This is a genomic window from Dyella acidiphila (assembly GCF_014863405.1).
GTDB classification, from domain to species: Bacteria; Pseudomonadota; Gammaproteobacteria; order Xanthomonadales; family Rhodanobacteraceae; genus Dyella_B; species Dyella_B acidiphila.
The window spans coordinates 23458-43240 of sequence record NZ_JACZZA010000002.1; the positions used below are offsets into that span (position 1 = coordinate 23458).

A 19783-nucleotide genomic window follows, 5' to 3' on the forward strand; every position below is an offset into this window, starting at 1 on the left:
GTGAGCGCAGACATGCTGGAACTCTCGCCGATCGTCGCCGGCCTCTGGCGCAGCGTGGCATGGCCGCTGGATGCGCAGCAGCGCGTCAGCTGGATCGAACAGGCGCTGGAGCTGGGCATCAGCTCGTTCGATCACGCCGACATCTACGGCGACTACCGTGCCGAAAGTCTGTTCGGCGAAGCGCTGAAGCTCGCACCGGCGCTGCGCCATCGCATGCAGTTGGTGAGCAAATGCGGGATCCGCCTGCGCTCCGCCGAACTGCCCTACCGCATTAACTACTACGACACCCGCGCCGGCTATATCCGCGCCCAGGTCGAGCAATCGCTGCGCAAGCTCAATACCGAGCAGCTCGACCTGGTGCTTATCCACCGCCCCGATTACCTGATGGATGCGGCAGCGCTGGCGGAAACCTTCGCTACGCTCACCCGCGAAGGCAAGGTGGCGCACTGGGGCGTTTCCAATCACAGCACCAGCCAGTTTGCGCTGTTGCACCAGCAGCATCCGCTGCTGACCAACCAGGTCGAACTGTCGCCGCTGCAACTGGGCGCACTGGATGACGGCACGCTGGACCAGGCCCAGCAACTCGGTCTGCGCCCGATGATCTGGTCGCCGCTCGGCGGCGCCCGCCTGTTTACCGGCGACGACGAACAGGCCGTGCGGGTACGTGCGGAGATGTCCGCCATTGCCGAACGCCACGGCATCAGCCTCACCACGCTCGCCTTCGCCTGGGCGCTGCGCCATCCCTCGCGGCCGTATGTGATTACCGGCACCGGTCGCATCGATGGTCTGCGCGATGCGATAGCGGCCTTGAATGTGCAGCTCGACAACGAAGACTGGTATGCGATCTGGGTGGCCGGCAAAGGGCACGGCGTGCCCTGAGGCACGCTCGCACGCTTACTGGAGATCGTAGACCGGCATGGTGGTCAGCGCATGGAAAAGCGCGTCGCGATTCGCATCGTTCGGCTCGATGCGGCCGTTGTTGTCGTAATTCAATTTGTGATCGGGTGCGCGCAGTGCCCGGATGAACACGCCGCGATAGCGAAAATTCATGCTGAGGCTGACGGTCTGCCGTAGGGTCAACGCGTTGCCGCCGTTTTCCTGCACGGCAGCGTCAAGCATGTCGTTCCAGCCCTGGATAAAACCCAAGGCCGTATTGCTCAACTCCAATGCCAGATGCTGCTGCAGGAACGAGGTGGCATTGAAAGGCTGGCCGGCCTGCCTCGCCGCGGCGATGCTTTGCGCAATCTGCGCCTTCAATGCCTGCTCCCCCGCAGCGATCGCCGGCGCTGACTTGGTCCGATAAGCAAGTTCGCCCAGCGCAAATACCATGTTGTTGCCGAGCAGATCGCCGGGCATCACCACATCGTAGTAGCGCGTTTTCGCCTGTTGCTGGACAAACGCAGGCGTGAAAGCCCAGATCGTGCCGCTGACATAGCCGCCGAACGGCCCGCCTGACGGCGGCAACGTCGTCGCTTCGCCCACCTTGATGGCCGTCAACTCACCGGAGGCAGCCAGTTCGTTCAATTGCGCGGTCAATGCGGGCGATGCCTGGATGGCATCGGCAAACAGCCGATACTGGTCCGGTGTTGCGTTGGCTTGCAAGCTCGAAAGAATGCTCTGCAGCGGCTGGTTCGGCGTAGCCAGCAGCGAAGTCGAAGCGAACGCAAGCGCCACTGCGGCCAGTAATGCCACCCATGATTTCATCGCAGTTCCCCTGTGCGAAGGTGTCGGCGACACCACGCACCGATGCTAGCGCATCTCGCCTACACCACTGCAAGCGTGCGGACAACGCAACTATTTGCGCTGCCAATCAACCGTTGCTGACGCCATGCGGCACGTGCCCGGTAGCCACATGCTTGCGCGCCGACTCCACATTGGCCGGCGAGTCGTCGAAGAAAATATCGGCGCCGAAGGCATCCAGGAACGGCCCCTTGTCGCGGCCGCCCAGAAACAAGGCTTCGTCGATACGCACACCCCAGCGGCGCAGGGTAAGAATCACGCGCTTATGCGCAGGCGCCGAACGTGCCGTGACCAGCGCGGTGCGGATGGGTGAGTTTTCCGCGGGAAAGGCTGCCTGCAGACGATGCACCGCAGTAAGAAAACCACGGAACGGCCCCACCGACAGCGGTTCGTCGGCGAGCTCGGTTTCACTGCGATGGAATGCTTCCAGGCCTTCTTCGCGCGACACGCGTTCGCCCTCGTCGCCAAAAATCACCGCATCGCCGTCGAAAGCGATCCGCAACTGCTCGCTTGCACGCGGCGGCGCCACCGAAGGAAGAATGGTGGCGGCGGCCACGCCGGCTTTCAGCGCACGGCCGACGTCCTCCGCATTCGCCGACAGAAACAGGTCGGCCTTGAACGGCGCGATGTAGTCGGAGGTCGGCGCGCCGCTGGTGAATGCCGCCCGGCTGATTTCCAGGCCGTAATGCTGGATGGCGTTGAAGATGCGCAGGCCCGTATCGCCGGAATTGCGCGAGAGCAGAATCACTTCCACCGGCGGCACATCGCCAGCCAGCTTGTTCAGGCCCAGCAGCTTCTGCACCAGTGGAAAAGCGACGCCGGGCTGCAGGATTTCATCTTCGTGTTCGATCTGGAAGGCGCGGTACGCATCCAGCCCGTCGCGCTCGAACAGGTTGTGGCTGTCGCCCAGGTCGAACAGGGCGCGCGAGGAAATCGCCACCACCAGCTTGTTGTCGGCGGCAGCGCGTGGATCGTGGGCGGCGGAAGCGGGACGGTTCATGGCCAGGTTCATATCAATCCGCAGCGAACTGCTCATCCAGGATGCGCTGCTCCAGGTTGTGCTCCGGATCGAACAGCAGGCGCACCCCTTGCTCGCGCGACTGGCGGATGTCCACCGAGCGCACGTTGCGTACTTCCAGAAAATCCGCCGTGGCGCTGATCGGCCGCTTGCCCGGATCGAGCACACGCAGACTGACCTGGGTGCGATGCGGCAGGATCGCGCCGCGCCAGCGGCGCGGACGGAACGGGCTGATTGGCGTCAGCGCCAGCACATTGGCGTCGAGCGGAAGGATCGGGCCGTGTGCCGAAAGGTTGTACGCGGTGGAGCCGGCCGGGGTGGAAACCAGGATGCCATCGCAGACCAGGGTGGCCAGCTTCACGTCTTCGTTGAGTTTTACTTCCAGGTGCGCCGCCTGATTGGTCTGGCGCAGCAGCGATACTTCATTGAAGGCAAGTGCGCTGCGTGTCTGGCCATCGCTATCGGTGGTTTCCATTTCCAGCGGAAACAATTCCGCGGCATGCGCGCGCGCGATCCGCTCGGGCAGTTCCTCGAGCTTGTGCTTGTTCATCAGGAAGCCGACGCGGCCCAGTTTCATGCCGTAGACCGGCGCACCGATGGCGCGATGTGCGTGCAGCGTGCGCAGCATGAAGCCATCGCCGCCCAACGCCACGATCACCTCGGCATCGGTGGCAGGTACGTCGCCGTAGCGATCCACGAGCTTGCGGCGCGCTTGCTGGGCGACATTGGTTTCGCTGGCGACGAACGCAAGACGCATAAAGTCCATCTCGATGCAGGAATGCGGTCGAGCTTACGACACACCAGGAAGACTGACCATGCCCGGATAGGCAGGCTGGGGTAGGTTGGGTTGGCGCAGCGTAACCCAACGATCTGTCTTCGCAGCGATATCGTTGGGTTACGCTGCGCCAACCCAACCTACCGCGGCCCTCTCCCCGGCGGGGAGAGGGCTTGCAGGCTTAGGCGACGGGCACCTGCGCCAGCTGGGCGAGGCGGCGTACCGCTACCGATGCAATCGGGTAATCGGCGTTCTGCGTGAGGATTTCCGACAGCATGCTGCGCGTGTACTTCAGCGTGGCATCGTCACGATCCAGCCACGCCTGCACCGGCTGCACGCCCGGCTTGGCCTCCAGCGCGAGCACCTGGATGGCGAGCGCGCGGTGCTGGTGGTTGAGTTCGTCCAGCAGCGAGCCGCGTGCCTGCGCATGCCAGTGGCCGTCCACCGGCAAGGCTTCGATCTGTCCGCGCAGCCACTCCAGGTCCAGCGCCTGGCCCAGCTCGAAGAACACGTTGGCGACCTTGGCGATCGGCTGACCGGTCTGCTTGGCCACTTCGACCATGTCGAGCATGGCGCGCAGTTCCGGCAGTTTGGCCAGGCGCAGGGCGAGTTCGGTGGGCAGGCCCAGGCCTTCCCATTTTTCCTGGCTGGTGCCGAAGTCGGCCTTGCCGGCCGGAGTCAGCGCATCCGGCACGGTGGCGCTCAGTTCGGCCACGGCCGCCTGGTAGCGCTCCACATTGGCAGCGATTTCCAGCGTGCCGCCCGGACGGTTGAGCAACCAGCGCGTGATATGCCGCAACATCGACCAGATCTGCAGGATCGCATCGATCTGCGTGCTCTCGGCCACCTTGCTGTCCTGCGCCTCGATCTGCGCCCACAGCTCGCGTGCGCCGAGGATTTCACGTGCGGCGGTGTAGGCCTTGGCCACAGCGGCCGGCCCCTGCCCCGTGTCTTCCTGCATGCGCATCATGAAGGTGGCGCCCATGCGGTTGATGGTGGAGTTGGTGACCGCGGTGGCGATGATTTCGCGCTTCAGGCGATGGCGCTGCATGTGCGCGGCGTACTTGTCGTGCAGCGGGGCCGGGAAGTAGCGCACCAGCTCCTTGGACAAATACGGATCTTCCGGCACGTCCGATTCCAGCAACTGCTGGAACAGGCGGATCTTGTCGTAGGACAACAGCACCGACAGTTCCGGACGCGTCATGCCCTGGCCGCGCGTCTTGCGTTCGGTCAGCTCCGCTTCGCCGGGCAGGTTTTCCACCTGGCGGTCGAGCAGGCCTTCGGCTTCCAACGTGCGGATGAAGTGCGCCATCGAACCCAGGCGCTTCACCGACTGATGCTCCATCACGGTGATGGCCTGGTTCTGGCGGTAGTTGTCCCACAGCACCAGTTCGCCCACTTCGTCGGTCATCGCGGCCAGCTGCTGGTTGCGGCCGTCCACGGTGATCTCGCTGCGCTGCACGGCGTCGTCGAGCAGGATCTTGATGTTCACCTCGTGGTCGGAGGTGTCCACGCCGGCGGAGTTGTCGATGAAGTCGGTATTGAGCAGCACGCCGTGCTGCGCGGCCTCGATGCGGCCCTTCTGGGTGATGCCCAGGTTGCCGCCCTCGCCCACCACCTTGCAGCGCAGTTCCGCACCGTTGATGCGCAGTGCGTTGTTGGCGCGATCGCCCACGTCGGCATGCGTTTCGCTGGCCGCCTTCACATAGGTGCCGATACCACCGTTCCACAGCAGGTCCACCGGTGCCTTCAGGATCGCGTTGAGCAGATCGTTGGGCGACAGATGCTGCACGTCGGCCTTCAGGCCCAGCGCGGCACGCACTTCCGGCGAAATCGGAATCGACTTCACGCTGCGCGGCCACACGCCGCCGCCAGCCGAGATCAGCGACTTGTCGTAGTCCTCCCAGCTCGAACGCGGCAGCTTGAACATGCGCTCGCGCTCGGCGAAGGACTTGACCGTATCCGGGTTCGGATCGAGGAATACATGCCGATGGTCGAACGCGGCCAGCAAGCGGATGTGCCGCGACAACAGCATGCCGTTGCCGAACACGTCACCCGACATGTCACCGATGCCGACGCAGGTGAAATCCTCGCTCTGCGAATCGCGGCCAAGCGCGCGGAAGTGGCGCTTCACCGATTCCCATGCACCCTTGGCGGTAATGCCCATGCCCTTGTGGTCATAGCCATTGGAACCGCCGGACGCAAACGCGTCGCCCAGCCAGAAGCCGTGTTCGATCGAAATGGCGTTGGCGATATCGGAGAAAGTCGCCGTGCCCTTGTCGGCCGCCACCACCAGGTACGGATCGTCCTGGTCATGCCGCACTACGTCGTGCGGCGGCACCACCTTGCCTTCGACCAGGTTGTCGGTGATGTCGAGCAGGCCGTTGATGAACAGGCGATAGCAGGCAATGCCCTCAGCCAGCTGCGCATCGCGGTCGCCGGCCACCGGCGGATGTTTGACGAAGAAACCGCCCTTCGAGCCGACCGGCACGATCACCGTGTTCTTCACCATCTGCGCCTTCACCAGGCCCAGCACTTCGGTGCGGAAGTCTTCGCGGCGATCGGACCAGCGCAGGCCGCCGCGCGCCACCGGTCCGAAGCGCAGGTGGATGCCTTCCACGCGCGGCGAGTACACGAAGATCTCGCGGTACGGCACCGGCTTGGGTGCGTCCGGCACCTGCTTGGAATCGAACTTGAAGCTGATGTAGTGACGGTGCACGCCATCCCACTGCTGATAGAAGCTGGTGCGCAGAGTGGCGCGGATGGTGTTCATGAAGCTGAGCAGGATGCGCTCGTCGTCGAGGCTGGCGACGTCGTCCAGCAGCGACTTCAGCGCTTCCCACAGCACGTGCACCTGCTGCTCGCGCGATTGCGAAAGCACGTTGATGATGCTGTCGATCAACTCCGGCTTGGCCTTCTGCGTCTCGGCCGGAATCAGCGCCTGCATTTCGCGGCGCAGATCGCTGCCCGCCTGCGCCAGCTCGGCCGCGCTGAGCTGCTCGCGGCGCGGATCGAACTTGGCGTTGAACAGCTCGATCAGCAGGCCGGCGATGGCCGGATAGCGGTTGAGCGTTTCTTCCATGTAGCTCTGCGAGAAGGCGATGCCCACCTGCTGCAGGTATTTGCAATAGCCGCGCAGCACCGCCACCTGGCGCCAGTCGGCCTGCGCCGACAGCACCAGGTTGTTGAAGCCGTCGCTCTCGGCCTGGCCGCGCCACAGCGCTTCAAAGCTGCGCTCGAAGCGCGCGCGCAGGTGCGGCAGTTCGAAGGCCAGCGCCGACTTCGGCTTCAGCTCGAAGTCGTGGATGGTCAGCGTGCGACCTTCGCTCTCCAACGTGTAGACATGCTCGGCGAGCATGCGTACGCCCATGTTCTCCAGCATCGGCAGCGCATCGGACAGCGACAGCGGCGCGCCGACGTGGATCACCTTGAAGCGCAGGCTCTGGTCGCGCGGATCTTCGTAGAGATTCAGATGGATCGAATCGTCGCTCTTGAGCGTAGCCAGCGCCATCACGTCATGCGCGGCGACTTCCGGCGATACGTCTTCGATATAGCCGGCCGGCAGCGTCTTGCCGAAACGATTGAGCAGGGCCACGCCCTGCGCTTGGCCGGCATGGCCGATCAGGCTGTCGCGCAGGCCGTCCTGCCAGTTGCGCACGATATGCGCCAGGCGCGTTTCCAGTTCCTGCGCGTCATACACCGGGTGGTCGCCCAGATGCGGGCGCACGGTGACGTGCAGGCGCGCCAGCGCGGACTCGCCCATCAGCACGTTGGAATCCAGGCTTTCGCCGTGGAATACCTCGCGCAGCATGTTTTCCACGCGCTCGCGCACACTGGTGTTGAAACGCTCGCGCGGCACGAACACCAGGAAGGTGAAAAAACGGCCGTAGCGGTCGCGGCGCACGAACAGGCGCGCGCGGGCGCGCTGCTGCAGTTCGAGCACGCCGGTGGCGGTGTTGAACAGTTCGTCTTCGCTGGCCTGGAACAGTTCTTCCTGCGGCAGCGTTTCCAGGATATGACGCAGCGACTTGCCCGAGTAGGAGTCGCGCTTCAGGCCCGAGCGAGCCAGCACCGCCTCGACCCGCTGGCGCACCAGCGGCACATCCTGCGGGCGCGTCATATAGGCGTTGGAGGTGAACAGGCCCAGGAAGCGCTGTTCCGACACCGGCTTGCCGTTGGCGTCGAACTTCAGCACGCCCACGTAATCCATGTTGCCGGCGCGATGCACGTGCGAGCGCGCATTGGTCTTGGTCAGGATGATGGCGTCATAGGCGCCGGACTGCGGCAGATCGTGCGCCACCAGGGTGCGCAGCGAGCGCGGCGCCACCGAGCGCTCATGCCCGTGCAGGATGCCCAGGCCCGAGGATTCGAGCGGGCGCAGCACTTCGTCGCCTTCGGCCTGCGCCACTTCGTATTCGCGGTAGCCGAGGAAGGTGAAATTCTCGTCCGCCAGCCAGCGCAGGAACTCGCCAGCTTCGCGCACCGAGGCGGCGTCCAGCGGCAGCTTGCGATTGGGCAGGTCGTCGGCGATGGCCAGCGCCTTGTCGCGCATGGTCGCCCAGTCGCGCACGGCGGCGCGCACATCTTCCAGCGCGGCTTCGATCTGCGACTTGATCTGGGTCTGGGCAGCCTCGCCCTCGATATGGTCGACTTCGAAATGCATCACCGACTCGGGCAGGCCCTGCTCGTCGCCGATGCGCTGCAGCACGCCGTTCGCGTCGCGGCTGACCTTCACCACCGGATGGATCACGGCGTGGATCGGCGAGTGCGCGGACAGCACCATGCTGACCGTGTCGATCAGGAACGGCATGTCGTCGTTGACGATTTCCACCGCGCTGCGCGCCGCATGGCCGGCATCGGCGATGCGCACCAGGGCGCGGTTGGGGCTGCGCTGCTGCATGCCGTCGATCAGCCCGGCGACCACCGTGGCCCATTCGGCCGGCGTGTGCAACTCGACATCGGAACTGACGATGCGCGCGAAAAAGGCGCTGATAAAAAATTGCGCCTCATCAAGGCGCTTGGTCGGGAAACCGCTTTTCTTCAACTCTTCGAGCACGACGGATGCAAGAGGCATGTCGTTGGTCGCACGGATCGCATTCATGGCTTCTACTTAAGAAGTGGAGACGGGTATGACGTGAAAACGAGTGGGAATGGAGCAGAAAGCCTTAAAAGGATACGCTTCGCGTTGCATTGAATCCATCGGCAGCGCAGCAACGCGCACGCTGCACATGCATCAGATCAGCGTGTAGTCAGACAACGCTTAAGTCATACAAGAAGACCGTTGCCGCCGACCATTCGTGGCGGCATGGTCCGGGGCGCGGACCCGCTGTCATGCCGCGCGCACCGGCGGGGTGTATAACGTGCGGCGCGTCCACTTTTTCGCGCCTACTTTTCCTGGCATTTGCTGCCAACGCATGACAAGGACCCCGCCCGGGGAGGCCGGGGGGCTACCCGGGTCATCAGTCACCGCCGCAAGGGGCTGGTTTTACTGTACGAATAAATTGTAAACTGGTCGGTATAGTCTTGCTGATGCCTTGCGTCAGGGGACGAACGACACAGGACATAGCGGCATTTATCCGTAAGAATTTCCGGAAAGTTAAGTCCGGGCATACGAATTGTCGTTGTCCGCCCCACCCCCGATTACGCCTAGTCATGGAGTTCTCATGAAGTCGACGCCAATGCGCACACCGGTGCTGTGCCTGAGCCTGCTGGCGCTTGCCGCCTGCAGCAGCAAGGAGCAAGGACCGCCACAGATGCCACCGCCGACCGTAGGCGTGGTGGAAGCCCAGCCGCAGAACGTGCCGCTCACCAAGGAGCTGGTCGGCCGCCTGTCCGCCTTCCGCAGCGGCGACGTCCGCGCACGCGTATCCGGCCTGCTGCTCAAGCGCGTGTACACCGAAGGTACCGACGTTAAGCAGGGCCAGCTGATGTTCCAGATCGACCCGGCGCCCTACAAGGCCGCCCTGGCCGCGGCCCAGGCCTCGCTGGCCTCCGCCCAGGCGACCTATACCAACGCCCACATCGTGGCCAACCGCGACCGCCAGCTGGTGCCGAAGGGCTATATCTCGCAGGCCCAGGTAGATAGCGACGAGGCCACCGAGCGCTCCGCGGCCGCCGCCGTGAAGCAGGCCCAGGCCAATGTGCAGACCGCCCAGGTCAACCTCGGCTACACCAATATCACCGCCCCGATCGCCGGCCGGGCCGGCGAGCAGCAGGTGACCGAAGGCGCCATCGTGGGCAGCAGCACCGCCGACAGCGGCTCCAGCGCCACCCTGCTTACCACGGTGGACCAGCTCGACCCGATGTATGTGAACTTCACCCTCAGCGCGGCCGACCTGGACACCCTGCAGCACGCCCAGCACGCCGGCAGCGTATCGCTGGCCGACCAGAACAAGACCACCGTGCAGATCACCCTGCCCAGCGGCAACAAGTACGACCAGCAGGGCACGCTCGACTACTCCGCGGTGATCGTCGACCCGAACACCGGGGCGATCAATCTGCGCGCGGTGGTGCCGAATGCGCAGCAGCGCCTGCTGCCGGGCATGTACGTGACGCTCACCGCCAACATGGGCGAGCTCAACAAGGTGTTCCTGATTCCGCAGGCTGGGATCCAGCGCGATCCGATCGGCGCCTACGCGCTGGTCGTCGGTGCGGACGGCAAGGTGGCGCAGAAGCGCGTCAACGCCGACAACATGCTTGGCAACAACTGGATCGTCACCACCGGCCTTGCCGCCGGCGACCAGGTGATCGTGTCGGGCATCCAGGTCGTCAAGCCGGGCGCACCCGCCAAAGCTACCCCCTGGACACCTGACCAGCAGGCTCCTGCTGGCCAGGCCCCTGCCGCTGCTGGCCATCAGTAAGGAGAACACTGATGCCGAGTTTCTTTATTGACCGCCCCATTTTCGCGTGGGTGGTCGCCATTCTCATCACCCTGGTCGGCATCATTTCGGTGCTGAACATGGGCGTGGAGTCCTACCCCAACATCGCGCCGCCGCAGGTCACGGTAACGGCCACCTTCCCGGGCGCCAGCGCCCAGACCATGGAAGACACCGTCACCAAGGTGATCGAGCAACAGCTCACCGGCGTGGACAACCTGCTCTATTTCAGTTCGGCCTCGAACTCCAACGGTACCTCCACCATCACCCTGAGCTTTGCCACCGGCACCAATCCGGACATCGCCCAGGTGCAGGTGCAGAACAAGGTCTCGCTGGCACAGCCGCAGCTGCCGGCCGAAGTGACTCAGCAGGGCGTGGTGGTGGCCAAGGCCAACCCTGACTTCCTGATGTTCATCGGCCTGATCTCCACCAATCCGGAGATCGACAGCAACCGCCTGAGCGATATCGTCGGTGCGCAGGTGATCAACCAGGTCGGCCGTATTCCCGGCGTGGGCAGCACCTTCCAGGTGGGTTCCGAATACGCCATGCGCGTATGGCTGAACCCGGACAAGATGCAGGGCTACGGCCTGTCCGCCACCCAGGTGGAGAACGCGATTTCCGCGCAGAACGTGCAGTTCGCCGCCGGTTCGCTGGGTTCGGACCCGGCGCCCAACGGCCAGAGCTTCACCGCCACGGTGTCGGCCGAAGGCCTGTTCAGCAATCCTGATCAGTTCGGCAACATCATCCTGCGCGCCAACTCCGACGGCACCGTGGTGCGCATGAAGGACATCGCGCGCATCGAGTTCGGCCCGCAGACCTACGGTTTCACCTCCACCTGGAGTGGCCAGCCGGTGGGCGGCTTCGGCGTACAGCTGCTGCCGGGCGCGAACGCGCTCAGCGTGGCCGAGGCCGTGCGCGCCAAGATGGACGAGCTGGCGAAGGACTTCCCGCAGGGCGTCACCTGGTTCGCGCCGTACGACAGCACGCCGTTCGTGCAGGTGTCGATCAAGGAAGTGCTGCACACGCTGATCGAGGCGATCATCCTCGTGTTCTTCGTGATGCTGATCTTCCTGCAGAACTTCCGCGCCACCATCATCCCCACCCTGGTGATTCCGGTGGCCTTGATGGGTACCTTCATCGGCCTCTCGCCGATGGGCTTCACCATCAACCAGCTGACCTTGTTCGGCATGGTGCTGGCGATCGGTATCGTGGTGGACGACGCGATCGTGGTGATCGAGAACGTCGAGCGCATCATGTCGGAGGAAAATCTTCCGCCGAAGGAAGCCACGCGCAAGGCGATGAGCCAGATCACCGGCGCGGTGGTGGCCATTACCGTGGTGCTGGCGGCGGTGTTCGTGCCCTCTGCACTGCAGCCTGGCGCTACCGGCGTGATCTACAAGCAGTTCGCGCTGACCATCGCGGTGTCGATGGGCTTCTCCGCCTTCCTCGCGCTGTCGTTCACGCCCGCGCTGTGCGCCACCATCCTCAAGCCCACCCACGGTGAGCACAAGAAGTTCTTCTTCTACGTCTGGTTCAACAAGGTCTTCGACCGCGTCACGCACACCTACCACGGCCATATCGGCAGTGCGGTGCGCCATGCGCCGCGCTGGATGATCGTGTTTGCGCTGATCACGGCACTGGCCGGCTTCCTCTACACCAAGCTGCCGACCGGCTTCGTGCCGAACGAAGACCAGGGCTTCGCGCTGGCCATCGTCAGCCTGCCGCCGGGTGCCACGCTGGAGCGTTCCGAGCAGGTGATGAAGGAAGTCAGCGATCATCTGGGCGCCAGTCCGCTGAAAGACGACTACGTAGGCATGTACCAGATCAGCGGCTTCAGCTTCGTGGGCCGCAGCGAAAACGCCGGCATGGTGTTCATCAAGCTCAAGGACTGGAGCGTACGCTCGATCACCGCGGATGACTTCATCCGCCAGGCGAACGGCGTGCTGCACGGCATCCGCGATGCGCAGATCTTCGTGGTGAACCTGCCGACCATCCGCGGCCTCAGCCAGTTCGGCGGCCTGGACATGTACCTGCAGGCACGTAACGGCCAGTCGCGCATGGAGCTGGCACAGGCGATGGGCATGCTGCTCGGCAAGGCCGCGCAGAGCCCCACCCTGTTCGGCACCCGCCCGAACATCCTGCCGGATGCGCCGCAGTACAACCTCACCGTGGACCGCGTGCAGGCCCAGGCGATGGGCTTGTCGGTAAGCGATGTGTATACCGCCATCCAGCTGATGCTGGCGCCGGTGTACATCAACAACTTCATCTTCGAAGATCGCGTCAAGCGCGTGATGGTGCAGGCCGATGCGCCGTACCGCATGAACACCGACTCGCTCAGCCACGTCTACACGCCCAGCTCGCTGACCACCAGCAGCACCGGTTCGAGCAGTACGACCACCACCTCGGCCAACGGCCCGTACAGCATGATTCCGCTGTCCAGCGTGGTGCATTCCAACTGGAGCATGGCCGCCCCGTCGCTGACTCGCTACAACGGCTATCCGGCGATCGAAATCGTGGGCGATGCCAACAAGGGCTTCTCCACCGGCCAGGCGATGGGCACGCTGCAGAACATCGTCGACACCGACCTGCCCAAGGGCTTCGGCGCGGACTGGACCGGTCAGTCGTACCAGGAAGTGCTGGCGGGCAACTCGGCCACGCTGCTGATGATCCTGTCGATCGTGATCGTGTTCCTGTGCTTGTCGGCCTTGTATGAAAGCTGGTCGATTCCGGTGGCCGTGCTGCTGGTAGTACCGCTGGGCCTGCTGGGCATGGTGGTGTTGTCCATGTTGCGCGGCTTCCCGAACGACATGTACTTCAAGATCGGCATGGTGACGGTGATCGGCCTGGCCGCGAAGAACGCGATCCTGATCGTGGAATTCGCGGTGGAACAACAGGCTTCGGGCAAGACGCTGTACGAAGCCGTGCTCACCGCGGCCCGCCTGCGACTGCGCCCGATCCTGATGACCTCGATGGCCTTCATCCTCGGCGTGCTGCCGCTGGTGACCTCCACCGGCGCCGGCGCCAACTCCCGCCACGAAATCGGTACCGGCGTGATCGGCGGCATGCTGTTCGCCACCTTCCTCGGCCTGTTGCTGATTCCGGTGTTCTACGTGAGCGTACGCCGGATGCTGGGCGACAAGCTCGATGAGGAAACACACAAGCTGGCGCGTCACGATCACTGATCGCACCAGAGTGATGTGAGCCAAACAAAAAGCCCCGGCAGCTGCCGGGGCTTTTTTTATCGAACGACGCCGATACCGGCGTGGGTCAACGAGCAAAATTGCTGGTGGACTGAACGAAGTTGTAGAAGTTGGAAATATCCAGGCTGCCCCAGCCGGTGGTGTAGTCCCAGCCGACCGCCGCGTTGTAGCCGTAGCCGTTATAGCCGTTGTTGCCGCTGGTCACGTCATGCAGCAAGGAAGAGTTTGCCGGCAGATAGGTGTACAGGCTGGACGCCGGGAAACCCAGTGCATTGCTGAGGCCCGACTGCACGCGCGCCCAGATGCCGACAAAGATCGGCGAGGCCAGGCTGGTACCGCCAACCTGCTCGTTGCTCTGGCCGTCCCACACAATCAAGGTGCCCGAATCGTAGGCAGCATCGAAGGCAAGATCGGGCACCACGCGATGCGTGATCGAACTGCCCAGTGCCGAGGTCTGCCAGGACGGTGCGGTTTCATTCGCGCTGACACCGCCACCAGTCGCCCACAGGCGCTGGTTGTTGTCGTACGGCGAATCGATCGCTTCCAGCCCTTCATTCCAGGTCGACTCGCTCACATAGGTCGTGCCGCTCGTATACAGCGCCGTGCCGCCAACCGCGATCACGTTCGGCGAGGTTGCCGGCTCGCTGACCGAGTAGGTGCCCAGATTGATTTCCACCGTGCCGCTCGAATTGGCGACATAGCCGGGACCGCCGCCTTCCGAATCCGTCGACCACTGATAGACGCCGGCATCGCCGGCCGCGACGGAGAACGTCTGGCCCTGCGCCACGGCCTGCTTGAACACGGCGTCATCCGCCGACTGGCCGGTGGCGTCGGCCTCGTTGACGCCGAGCGAGACATTGATGACCTTGGCGACATTCGCCGTCACCGCACCGTTATAGGCATTGGTGAGATCGGCCAGCGTAGGATGCGTGCCGCTCGTCGTATAGGGCGCGGTATAGAGCAGCAACTGTTTTACGCCGCCGCTGACGCCGACAATGGTCTGGCTGTCCAGATCCCACTCGACGTCGCCATTGTCCACGTCGTCGCTGTAGGTCGAGCCGCTCTTGCCGGTTTTCACCACCGATGCCGTGACCGCGCTGAGCCCGTTGTTGGAAGCGAAGGTCTTCAAGTCCTTCAGCGTCTGCGCATCGCTGCCCCAGGTAATGATGCCCACGCTGGTATTGGAGGCGGTCGGCGTGCTGCCTACATCGTAGATGGCCGGGAACGTGGTCGGATTATGGGCACTCTCGGTGCCGCCGGTCGCGGCATTCACTTTGACGCGGGCGCTCGCCTGCTGCGGCGAGGCGAGATAGTGATAGGTGTGAATCCTGGCCAGATTGTCCAGGCCGAGCACGGACTTCACCACGCCGCCCAATGCCGCCGGCACCGACACCGAGGCGTCATTGGCATAGACCTGGCGCCCGCCGAGATGGAATGCCACCAGATTGGTACGGAACGCCGCCGCTACCGCCGCCGGACTGCCGCTGGCATTGACCAACAGGCGATTGGCGCTGACCGCAATATTCTGGAAGCCGGCCTGCTTGAGATGGGCAACCACGGCGTCGACCTGCGCTTGCGTCGGACCGTACTGCTGCACGAACTGCTCGCCGCTGAGGAATTTTCCGTACTGCGGACTCTGCGGATCATTCACCGCCTTGTTGAAGGCATCCAGCCCCGCTTCGTTGCGCAGATTCAAGGCGACGGCGATATCCACCGTCTGGCTGGCGTCCAACGATCCCGCGCCATTGGCCGCCGCAGCAAGCTCCGCTTCGCGTGCCGTGTATTTGGCCCCCTGCACATCGGCGCGTGCCGATGCGACAAGGCTCTTCTGTGCTTCGATCCAGCTGCCCGCCGTTTCCGCATGCGCGGACAACGAAACAAAGGCCAGCGACAGTGCCAGCGGCAAGGCCAGCTTGCGTACCTGCTTTACACCACGAGTTGCAACGTTGTTGGTCATACGATTCCCCATCATGGTCAAGTTCAACGGAAAGCCCCGCTGCCCTTGGGCAGTGGAAGCATCGGCCCCTCAAACCGGCTGCGTGCATCGATCCCTTGCGCGGCAGCCGTCAGTCGCACATCGCATTCGCCTCCTTGGCAACAAGCATGAAAAGTGTGGCAAGCGGACACACGGCCGCTTCAGCGCAGGCAAGGTCCTGCGCTTGTCGTTACAGAGAGAGAACAACCAGCCGAAGACTTGAACGTGCCATGCAGCGGCTTGCACGTTTTGCCCTGGCGAAGGGGCGTGGCTGGATGGAATGGCCCGGTGTCGCTGCTAACTGCAGCACCGCGAACGGCTTGCGGAACCTGGCGACCTTACCCCTGATCGGCACCGCATCGACAACAACAACATGGCGAACGCATGGTGCTCGCGAGAACACTTCCTGCTGCGCTGCTATGGATTGCCGTCATTCGCATGGTGAAGTCGCTTCAATGAGAGTGGCAGTGAGCCCGCCGCAATCGTACAGATCGGCTGCGAGTGGGTTCGATCATAGACAGCGCCCCGGCGGAAGTCTCACGAGTGAGCGCCATAAGCAAATACGGCGCGGGCATTTACATTTCAATCACGCCGGTTTTGATCGGAGCGCCCTATGCCCTCCCCTTCCGGCCGGCGCCTTGCACGCCGGCCGGGTTGCCGCGCGGTCACCCCGCGCGGCCCTTTCTCGATATCAGCGCAGGCCGGTCTCGGCGCGCGCAATCACGATGCGCTGGATTTCGCTGGTGCCTTCGTAGATCTCGGTGATCTTGGCATCGCGGAAATAGCGCTCCAGCGGCATCTCCTTGGAATAGCCCATGCCACCGTGGATCTGCACGGCCTGGTGGCTGATCCACATGGCCGCTTCAGAAGCCACCAGCTTGGCCACCGAAGCCTCAGTGCCGAAACGGCCGCCGTTCTTCTCCGTCTCGCCCTTGGTCCAGGCCGCGCGCAAGGTCAGCAAGGTGGCCGCATCGAGCTTGCACTTCATGTCGGCGATTTTCGCCTGGGTCATCTGGAAGGTGCCGATCGGCTGGCCGAAGGCCTTGCGGTCGCGCGACCACTGCAGCGTCGCTTCATACGCGGCGCGCGCAATGCCCACCGCCTGCGAAGCGATGCCGATGCGGCCGGCATCCAGCACGCCCATGGCGATCGAGAAGCCCTTGCCCTCTTCGCCCAGCAGATCCTCCTTCGCGCACACATACTCGTTGAACTCGATTTCGCAGGTGGCCGAGGCGCGGATGCCCAGCTTGGGCTCGGTCTTGCCGGCGTGAAAGCCGGGCTTCTGCGTATCGATGATGAAGGCCGATACGCCCTTGGCGCCGATGCCCGGCGTGGTGATCGCAAACAGCACGATGTAGCGGGCAACCGGGCCGGAGGTGATCCAGCTCTTCTTGCCATTGATCACCCAATCGCCGTCGGCATTGCGCGCCGCGCGCGTATGCATGGCCGAGGCATCCGAGCCCGAATGCGGCTCGGTCAGCGCGTAGGCGCCGATCGCATCGCCTTCGGCAATCGCGCGCACGTACTTCTGCTTCTGCGCTTCGGTGCCGTGCTTGAGGATGCCGTTGCAGAACAGCGAATTGTTTACCGACATCACGGTGGAGGTGGCCGCATCCGCCGCTGCGATCTCGATCATCGCCAGCACGTAGCCGACCGGATCCAGGCCCGCGCCGCCGTACTCGTGCGGCACCTCGATGCCCATCAGGCCGAGCTGGCCCATCTCGCGGATGTTGTCCAGCGGAAACTCGCCCCTGGCATCGAGCTCGGCGGCCACCGGCGCAATGCGCTTCTGCGCGAAGTCGCGGGCGATGGCCTGGATAGAGAGCTGGTCTTCGGTAAAACGGAAATCCATGGGGGGCTCCGGCGGGCAAACATATGAGGGGAAGCCGGCCATTTTAGCGGGGAGCGCCGATCGACCCTTGTGCGCATGCAGCACGAGGAGCGCTGCGGCCACCGGATACGGGCCTGGGCCAAGCCTCAGGCCGCCTCCGCCAACCCTCGTAAGCCACGGAATTTTCTCGGCTTCGCGCTCCCTGCGCGGCCCGCTCTTGACGCCCCTGCCGGACCCGCCTACCCTTCCTCATCTCTCTATCGCGATATAAGGATGCACGATGGATCTGGCGACCGCCTCCAGCGTGTTGCGCCTATTGGCCGATCCCACGCGCGTGCGGTTGCTGGCCTTGCTCGAGCGCGAGGAATTGACGGTGGCGGAACTGGCCGCGGTGCTGCATCTTGCGCAGCCGCGCGTATCGACCCACCTGGCCAAGCTCAAGGAAGCCGAACTGGTGCGCGACCGCCGCGCCGGTGTCTCAGCGTACTACCGCGCCAATAGCGAAAGCGACGAACATCAGCATGCACTGATCCGCTCGCTGCGCGAAAGCATCGACGATGCCCTGCTGCGCGAAGACGCCGCGCGCCTGCCTGGCGTCCTGGCGCAGCGCGCACGCGAAGAAGGCTGGGCCGACAGCGTGGCCGGCGACATGGAGCGCCATTACTCGCCGGGCCGCACCTGGGAAACCTTGAGCCGCTCGCTGCTGCAATTGCTGGAAACCGGCGACGTGCTGGACATCGCCTCCGGCGACGGCGTCACTGCCGAATTGCTCGCCCCGCACGCACGTTCGATCGTCTGCGTGGATGCCAGCGAACGCGTGGCCGAGGCCGCGGCGAAACGCCTGTCCGGCTTCGATAATGTCGAAGTGCGCCACGGCGATATGCACGCGTTGTCGCTGGAGGCCAATCGCTTCGACCTGGTGTTGATGCTGCACGCCCTCACCTATTCCGAACATCCCGCCAAGGCGCTGACCGAAGCCGCGCGCATGCTGCGCTCGGGCGGCCGCCTGCTGGCGGTGACACTGGGCAAGCACGATCACCGCGCCGTGGTGGAACCGTTCGATCACCGCAACCTGGGCTTCACCCAGGCCGACCTGAGCAAGCTGGCCAGCCAAGCCAAGCTCGATGTCATCAGCTGCAATCGCCTGAGCCGCGAGCGCAAGGCGCCGCATTTCGAAGTGATCAGCCTGCTGGCACGCAAGCCGTAACGGAGTATCCCCATGAGCGCACTTCCCTGGCTTCATCCCGAGCGTGTCGCGTTGCTGGAAGCAGCGCTGCGCGAGCGCATTCTTATCATCGACGGCGGCATGGGCACCATGCTGCAAGGCCATCGCCTGGACGAAGAAGGTTTTCGCGGCGAACGCTTTGTCGACGGACGCGACAGTGCGCACGACCACCATCACGATCACCCCGGCAGCTGCGACCTGAAAGGCAACAACGACCTGCTGACGCTAACCCAGCCGGACATCATCCGCGGTGTGCATGAGGCTTACCTGGAAGTCGGCGCCGACCTGATCGAAACCAACACCTTCAACTCCACCCGCATCAGCCAGGCCGACTACCACCTGGAACATGTTGCGTACGAGCTGAACCGCGAAGGCGCCAAGCTGGCGCGCGAGGCCTGTGATAACTACGAGGCGAAAAACCCGGCCAAGCCGCGCTTCGTCATCGGCATCCTCGGCCCGACCAGCCGCACCGCCTCCTTGTCACCGGACGTGAACGATCCGGGCTTCCGCAATGTGACCTTCGAAGAACTGGTCGACAACTACACCGAATCGGCCGGCGGCCTGATCGATGGCGGCGCCGACCTGATCATGGTCGAAACGATCTTCGACACGCTCAATGCCAAGGCCGCCCTGTTCGCGCTGAGCGAGCTGTTCCGCGCACGCGGCAGCCGCCTGCCGGTGATGATCTCCGGCACCATTACCGACCGCTCCGGCCGCACGCTGTCGGGCCAGACGGCCGAGGCGTTCTATTACTCGGTCAAGCACATCCGGCCGCTGTCGGTCGGCTTGAACTGCGCGCTCGGCGCCGCCGACCTGCGCCCGCATGTGCAGACGCTGGCCAACGTGGCCGATTGCCATGTCAGCACGCATCCCAACGCCGGCCTGCCCAATGCTTTCGGCGAATACGACGAAACGCCGGCGCAAATGGCCGCCGTGATCGGCGGGTTCGCGCGCGACGGCCTGCTCAATATGGTGGGCGGCTGCTGCGGGACCACGCCGGCGCATATCAAGGCGATTGCCGAAGCGGTGAGCCAGTATGCGCCGCGTGCACTTTCGACCGAGCAGCAAGAGGCGGCGTGAATACGGCTTCGCCAAACTTGGCCCCCTCTCCCCTGGGGGGAAAGGGCTGGGGTGAGGGGTCAAC

The 19783-nt window shown here is 64.1% G+C and carries 11 protein-coding genes; 5 read left to right on the forward strand and 6 right to left on the reverse strand.

Annotated features, from left to right (window positions below; all coding sequences use genetic code 11):
* Positions 1-879, forward strand: coding sequence for an aldo/keto reductase (locus tag IGX34_RS04650; RefSeq protein ID WP_338015415.1), 879 nt, complete (start codon positions 1-3; stop codon positions 877-879).
* 15 nt (positions 880-894) lie between these two features.
* Here the strand turns inward: IGX34_RS04650 and IGX34_RS04655 are convergent, their stop codons facing one another.
* From IGX34_RS04655 to IGX34_RS04670, 4 genes are all read right to left on the reverse strand, one after another.
* Positions 895-1704 carry a hypothetical protein gene (locus IGX34_RS04655; protein WP_192554537.1) on the reverse strand — a complete coding sequence of 270 codons (810 nt, stop codon included), beginning with the start codon at positions 1702-1704 and terminating at the stop codon, positions 895-897.
* A gap of 106 nt (positions 1705-1810) precedes the next feature.
* Complete coding sequence (locus IGX34_RS04660) at positions 1811-2740, reverse strand: 5'-nucleotidase (protein ID WP_192554538.1); 930 nt, start codon at positions 2738-2740, stop codon at positions 1811-1813.
* A gap of 13 nt (positions 2741-2753) precedes the next feature.
* Positions 2754-3515 (reverse strand): NAD kinase, encoded by a 762-nt coding sequence (locus IGX34_RS04665; protein ID WP_192554539.1) that lies wholly within the window; start codon positions 3513-3515, stop codon positions 2754-2756.
* A 199-nt stretch (positions 3516-3714) separates the two neighbouring features.
* On the reverse strand, positions 3715-8634 hold the full coding sequence (locus tag IGX34_RS04670; protein WP_192554540.1) for an NAD-glutamate dehydrogenase: 4920 nt from the start codon (positions 8632-8634) through the stop codon (positions 3715-3717).
* A 562-nt stretch (positions 8635-9196) separates the two neighbouring features.
* Here IGX34_RS04670 and IGX34_RS04675 point away from each other — a divergent pair.
* Together IGX34_RS04675 and IGX34_RS04680 are read left to right on the forward strand one after the other, a co-directional pair.
* Positions 9197-10393 (forward strand): efflux RND transporter periplasmic adaptor subunit, encoded by a 1197-nt coding sequence (locus tag IGX34_RS04675; RefSeq protein ID WP_192554541.1) that lies wholly within the window; start codon positions 9197-9199, stop codon positions 10391-10393.
* Positions 10394-10404: 11 nt separating this feature from the next.
* Entirely contained in the window at positions 10405-13590 is a 3186-nt protein-coding gene (locus IGX34_RS04680; RefSeq protein ID WP_192554542.1) for a multidrug efflux RND transporter permease subunit, read from the forward strand.
* Between the two features lie 85 nt (positions 13591-13675).
* On the opposite strand, the gene IGX34_RS04685 is transcribed toward IGX34_RS04680, so the two are convergent.
* Both IGX34_RS04685 and IGX34_RS04690 read right to left on the reverse strand, forming a co-directional pair.
* Complete coding sequence (locus IGX34_RS04685) at positions 13676-15565, reverse strand: S53 family peptidase (protein ID WP_192554543.1); 1890 nt, start codon at positions 15563-15565, stop codon at positions 13676-13678.
* 709 nt (positions 15566-16274) lie between these two features.
* The gene (locus tag IGX34_RS04690; protein WP_192554544.1) at positions 16275-17435 is read right to left on the reverse strand and encodes an acyl-CoA dehydrogenase family protein; all 1161 of its coding nucleotides are present in this window, start codon (positions 17433-17435) and stop codon (positions 16275-16277) included.
* A gap of 259 nt (positions 17436-17694) precedes the next feature.
* Here IGX34_RS04690 and IGX34_RS04695 point away from each other — a divergent pair, with 259 nt between their 5' ends.
* Both IGX34_RS04695 and IGX34_RS04700 read left to right on the forward strand, forming a co-directional pair.
* Positions 17695-18621 (forward strand): ArsR/SmtB family transcription factor, encoded by a 927-nt coding sequence (locus tag IGX34_RS04695; protein ID WP_192554545.1) that lies wholly within the window; start codon positions 17695-17697, stop codon positions 18619-18621.
* Positions 18622-18633: 12 nt separating this feature from the next.
* Entirely contained in the window at positions 18634-19719 is a 1086-nt protein-coding gene (locus IGX34_RS04700) for a homocysteine S-methyltransferase family protein (RefSeq protein WP_192554546.1), read from the forward strand.
* Positions 19720-19783: the final 64 nt, after the last annotated feature.

Coding starts and splice junctions, on each gene's coding strand:
- IGX34_RS04690 (WP_192554544.1), bottom strand. CDS start 17,435: ATGGATTTCCGTTTTACCGAAGACCAGCTCTCTATCCAGGCCATCGCC.
- IGX34_RS04685 (WP_192554543.1), bottom strand. CDS start 15,565: ATGACCAACAACGTTGCAACTCGTGGTGTAAAGCAGGTACGCAAGCTG.
- IGX34_RS04670 (WP_192554540.1), bottom strand. CDS start 8,634: ATGAATGCGATCCGTGCGACCAACGACATGCCTCTTGCATCCGTCGTG.
- IGX34_RS04700 (WP_192554546.1), top strand. CDS start 18,634: ATGAGCGCACTTCCCTGGCTTCATCCCGAGCGTGTCGCGTTGCTGGAA.
- IGX34_RS04655 (WP_192554537.1), bottom strand. CDS start 1,704: ATGAAATCATGGGTGGCATTACTGGCCGCAGTGGCGCTTGCGTTCGCT.
- IGX34_RS04675 (WP_192554541.1), top strand. CDS start 9,197: ATGAAGTCGACGCCAATGCGCACACCGGTGCTGTGCCTGAGCCTGCTG.
- IGX34_RS04665 (WP_192554539.1), bottom strand. CDS start 3,515: ATGCGTCTTGCGTTCGTCGCCAGCGAAACCAATGTCGCCCAGCAAGCG.
- IGX34_RS04695 (WP_192554545.1), top strand. CDS start 17,695: ATGGATCTGGCGACCGCCTCCAGCGTGTTGCGCCTATTGGCCGATCCC.
- IGX34_RS04680 (WP_192554542.1), top strand. CDS start 10,405: ATGCCGAGTTTCTTTATTGACCGCCCCATTTTCGCGTGGGTGGTCGCC.
- IGX34_RS04660 (WP_192554538.1), bottom strand. CDS start 2,740: ATGAACCGTCCCGCTTCCGCCGCCCACGATCCACGCGCTGCCGCCGAC.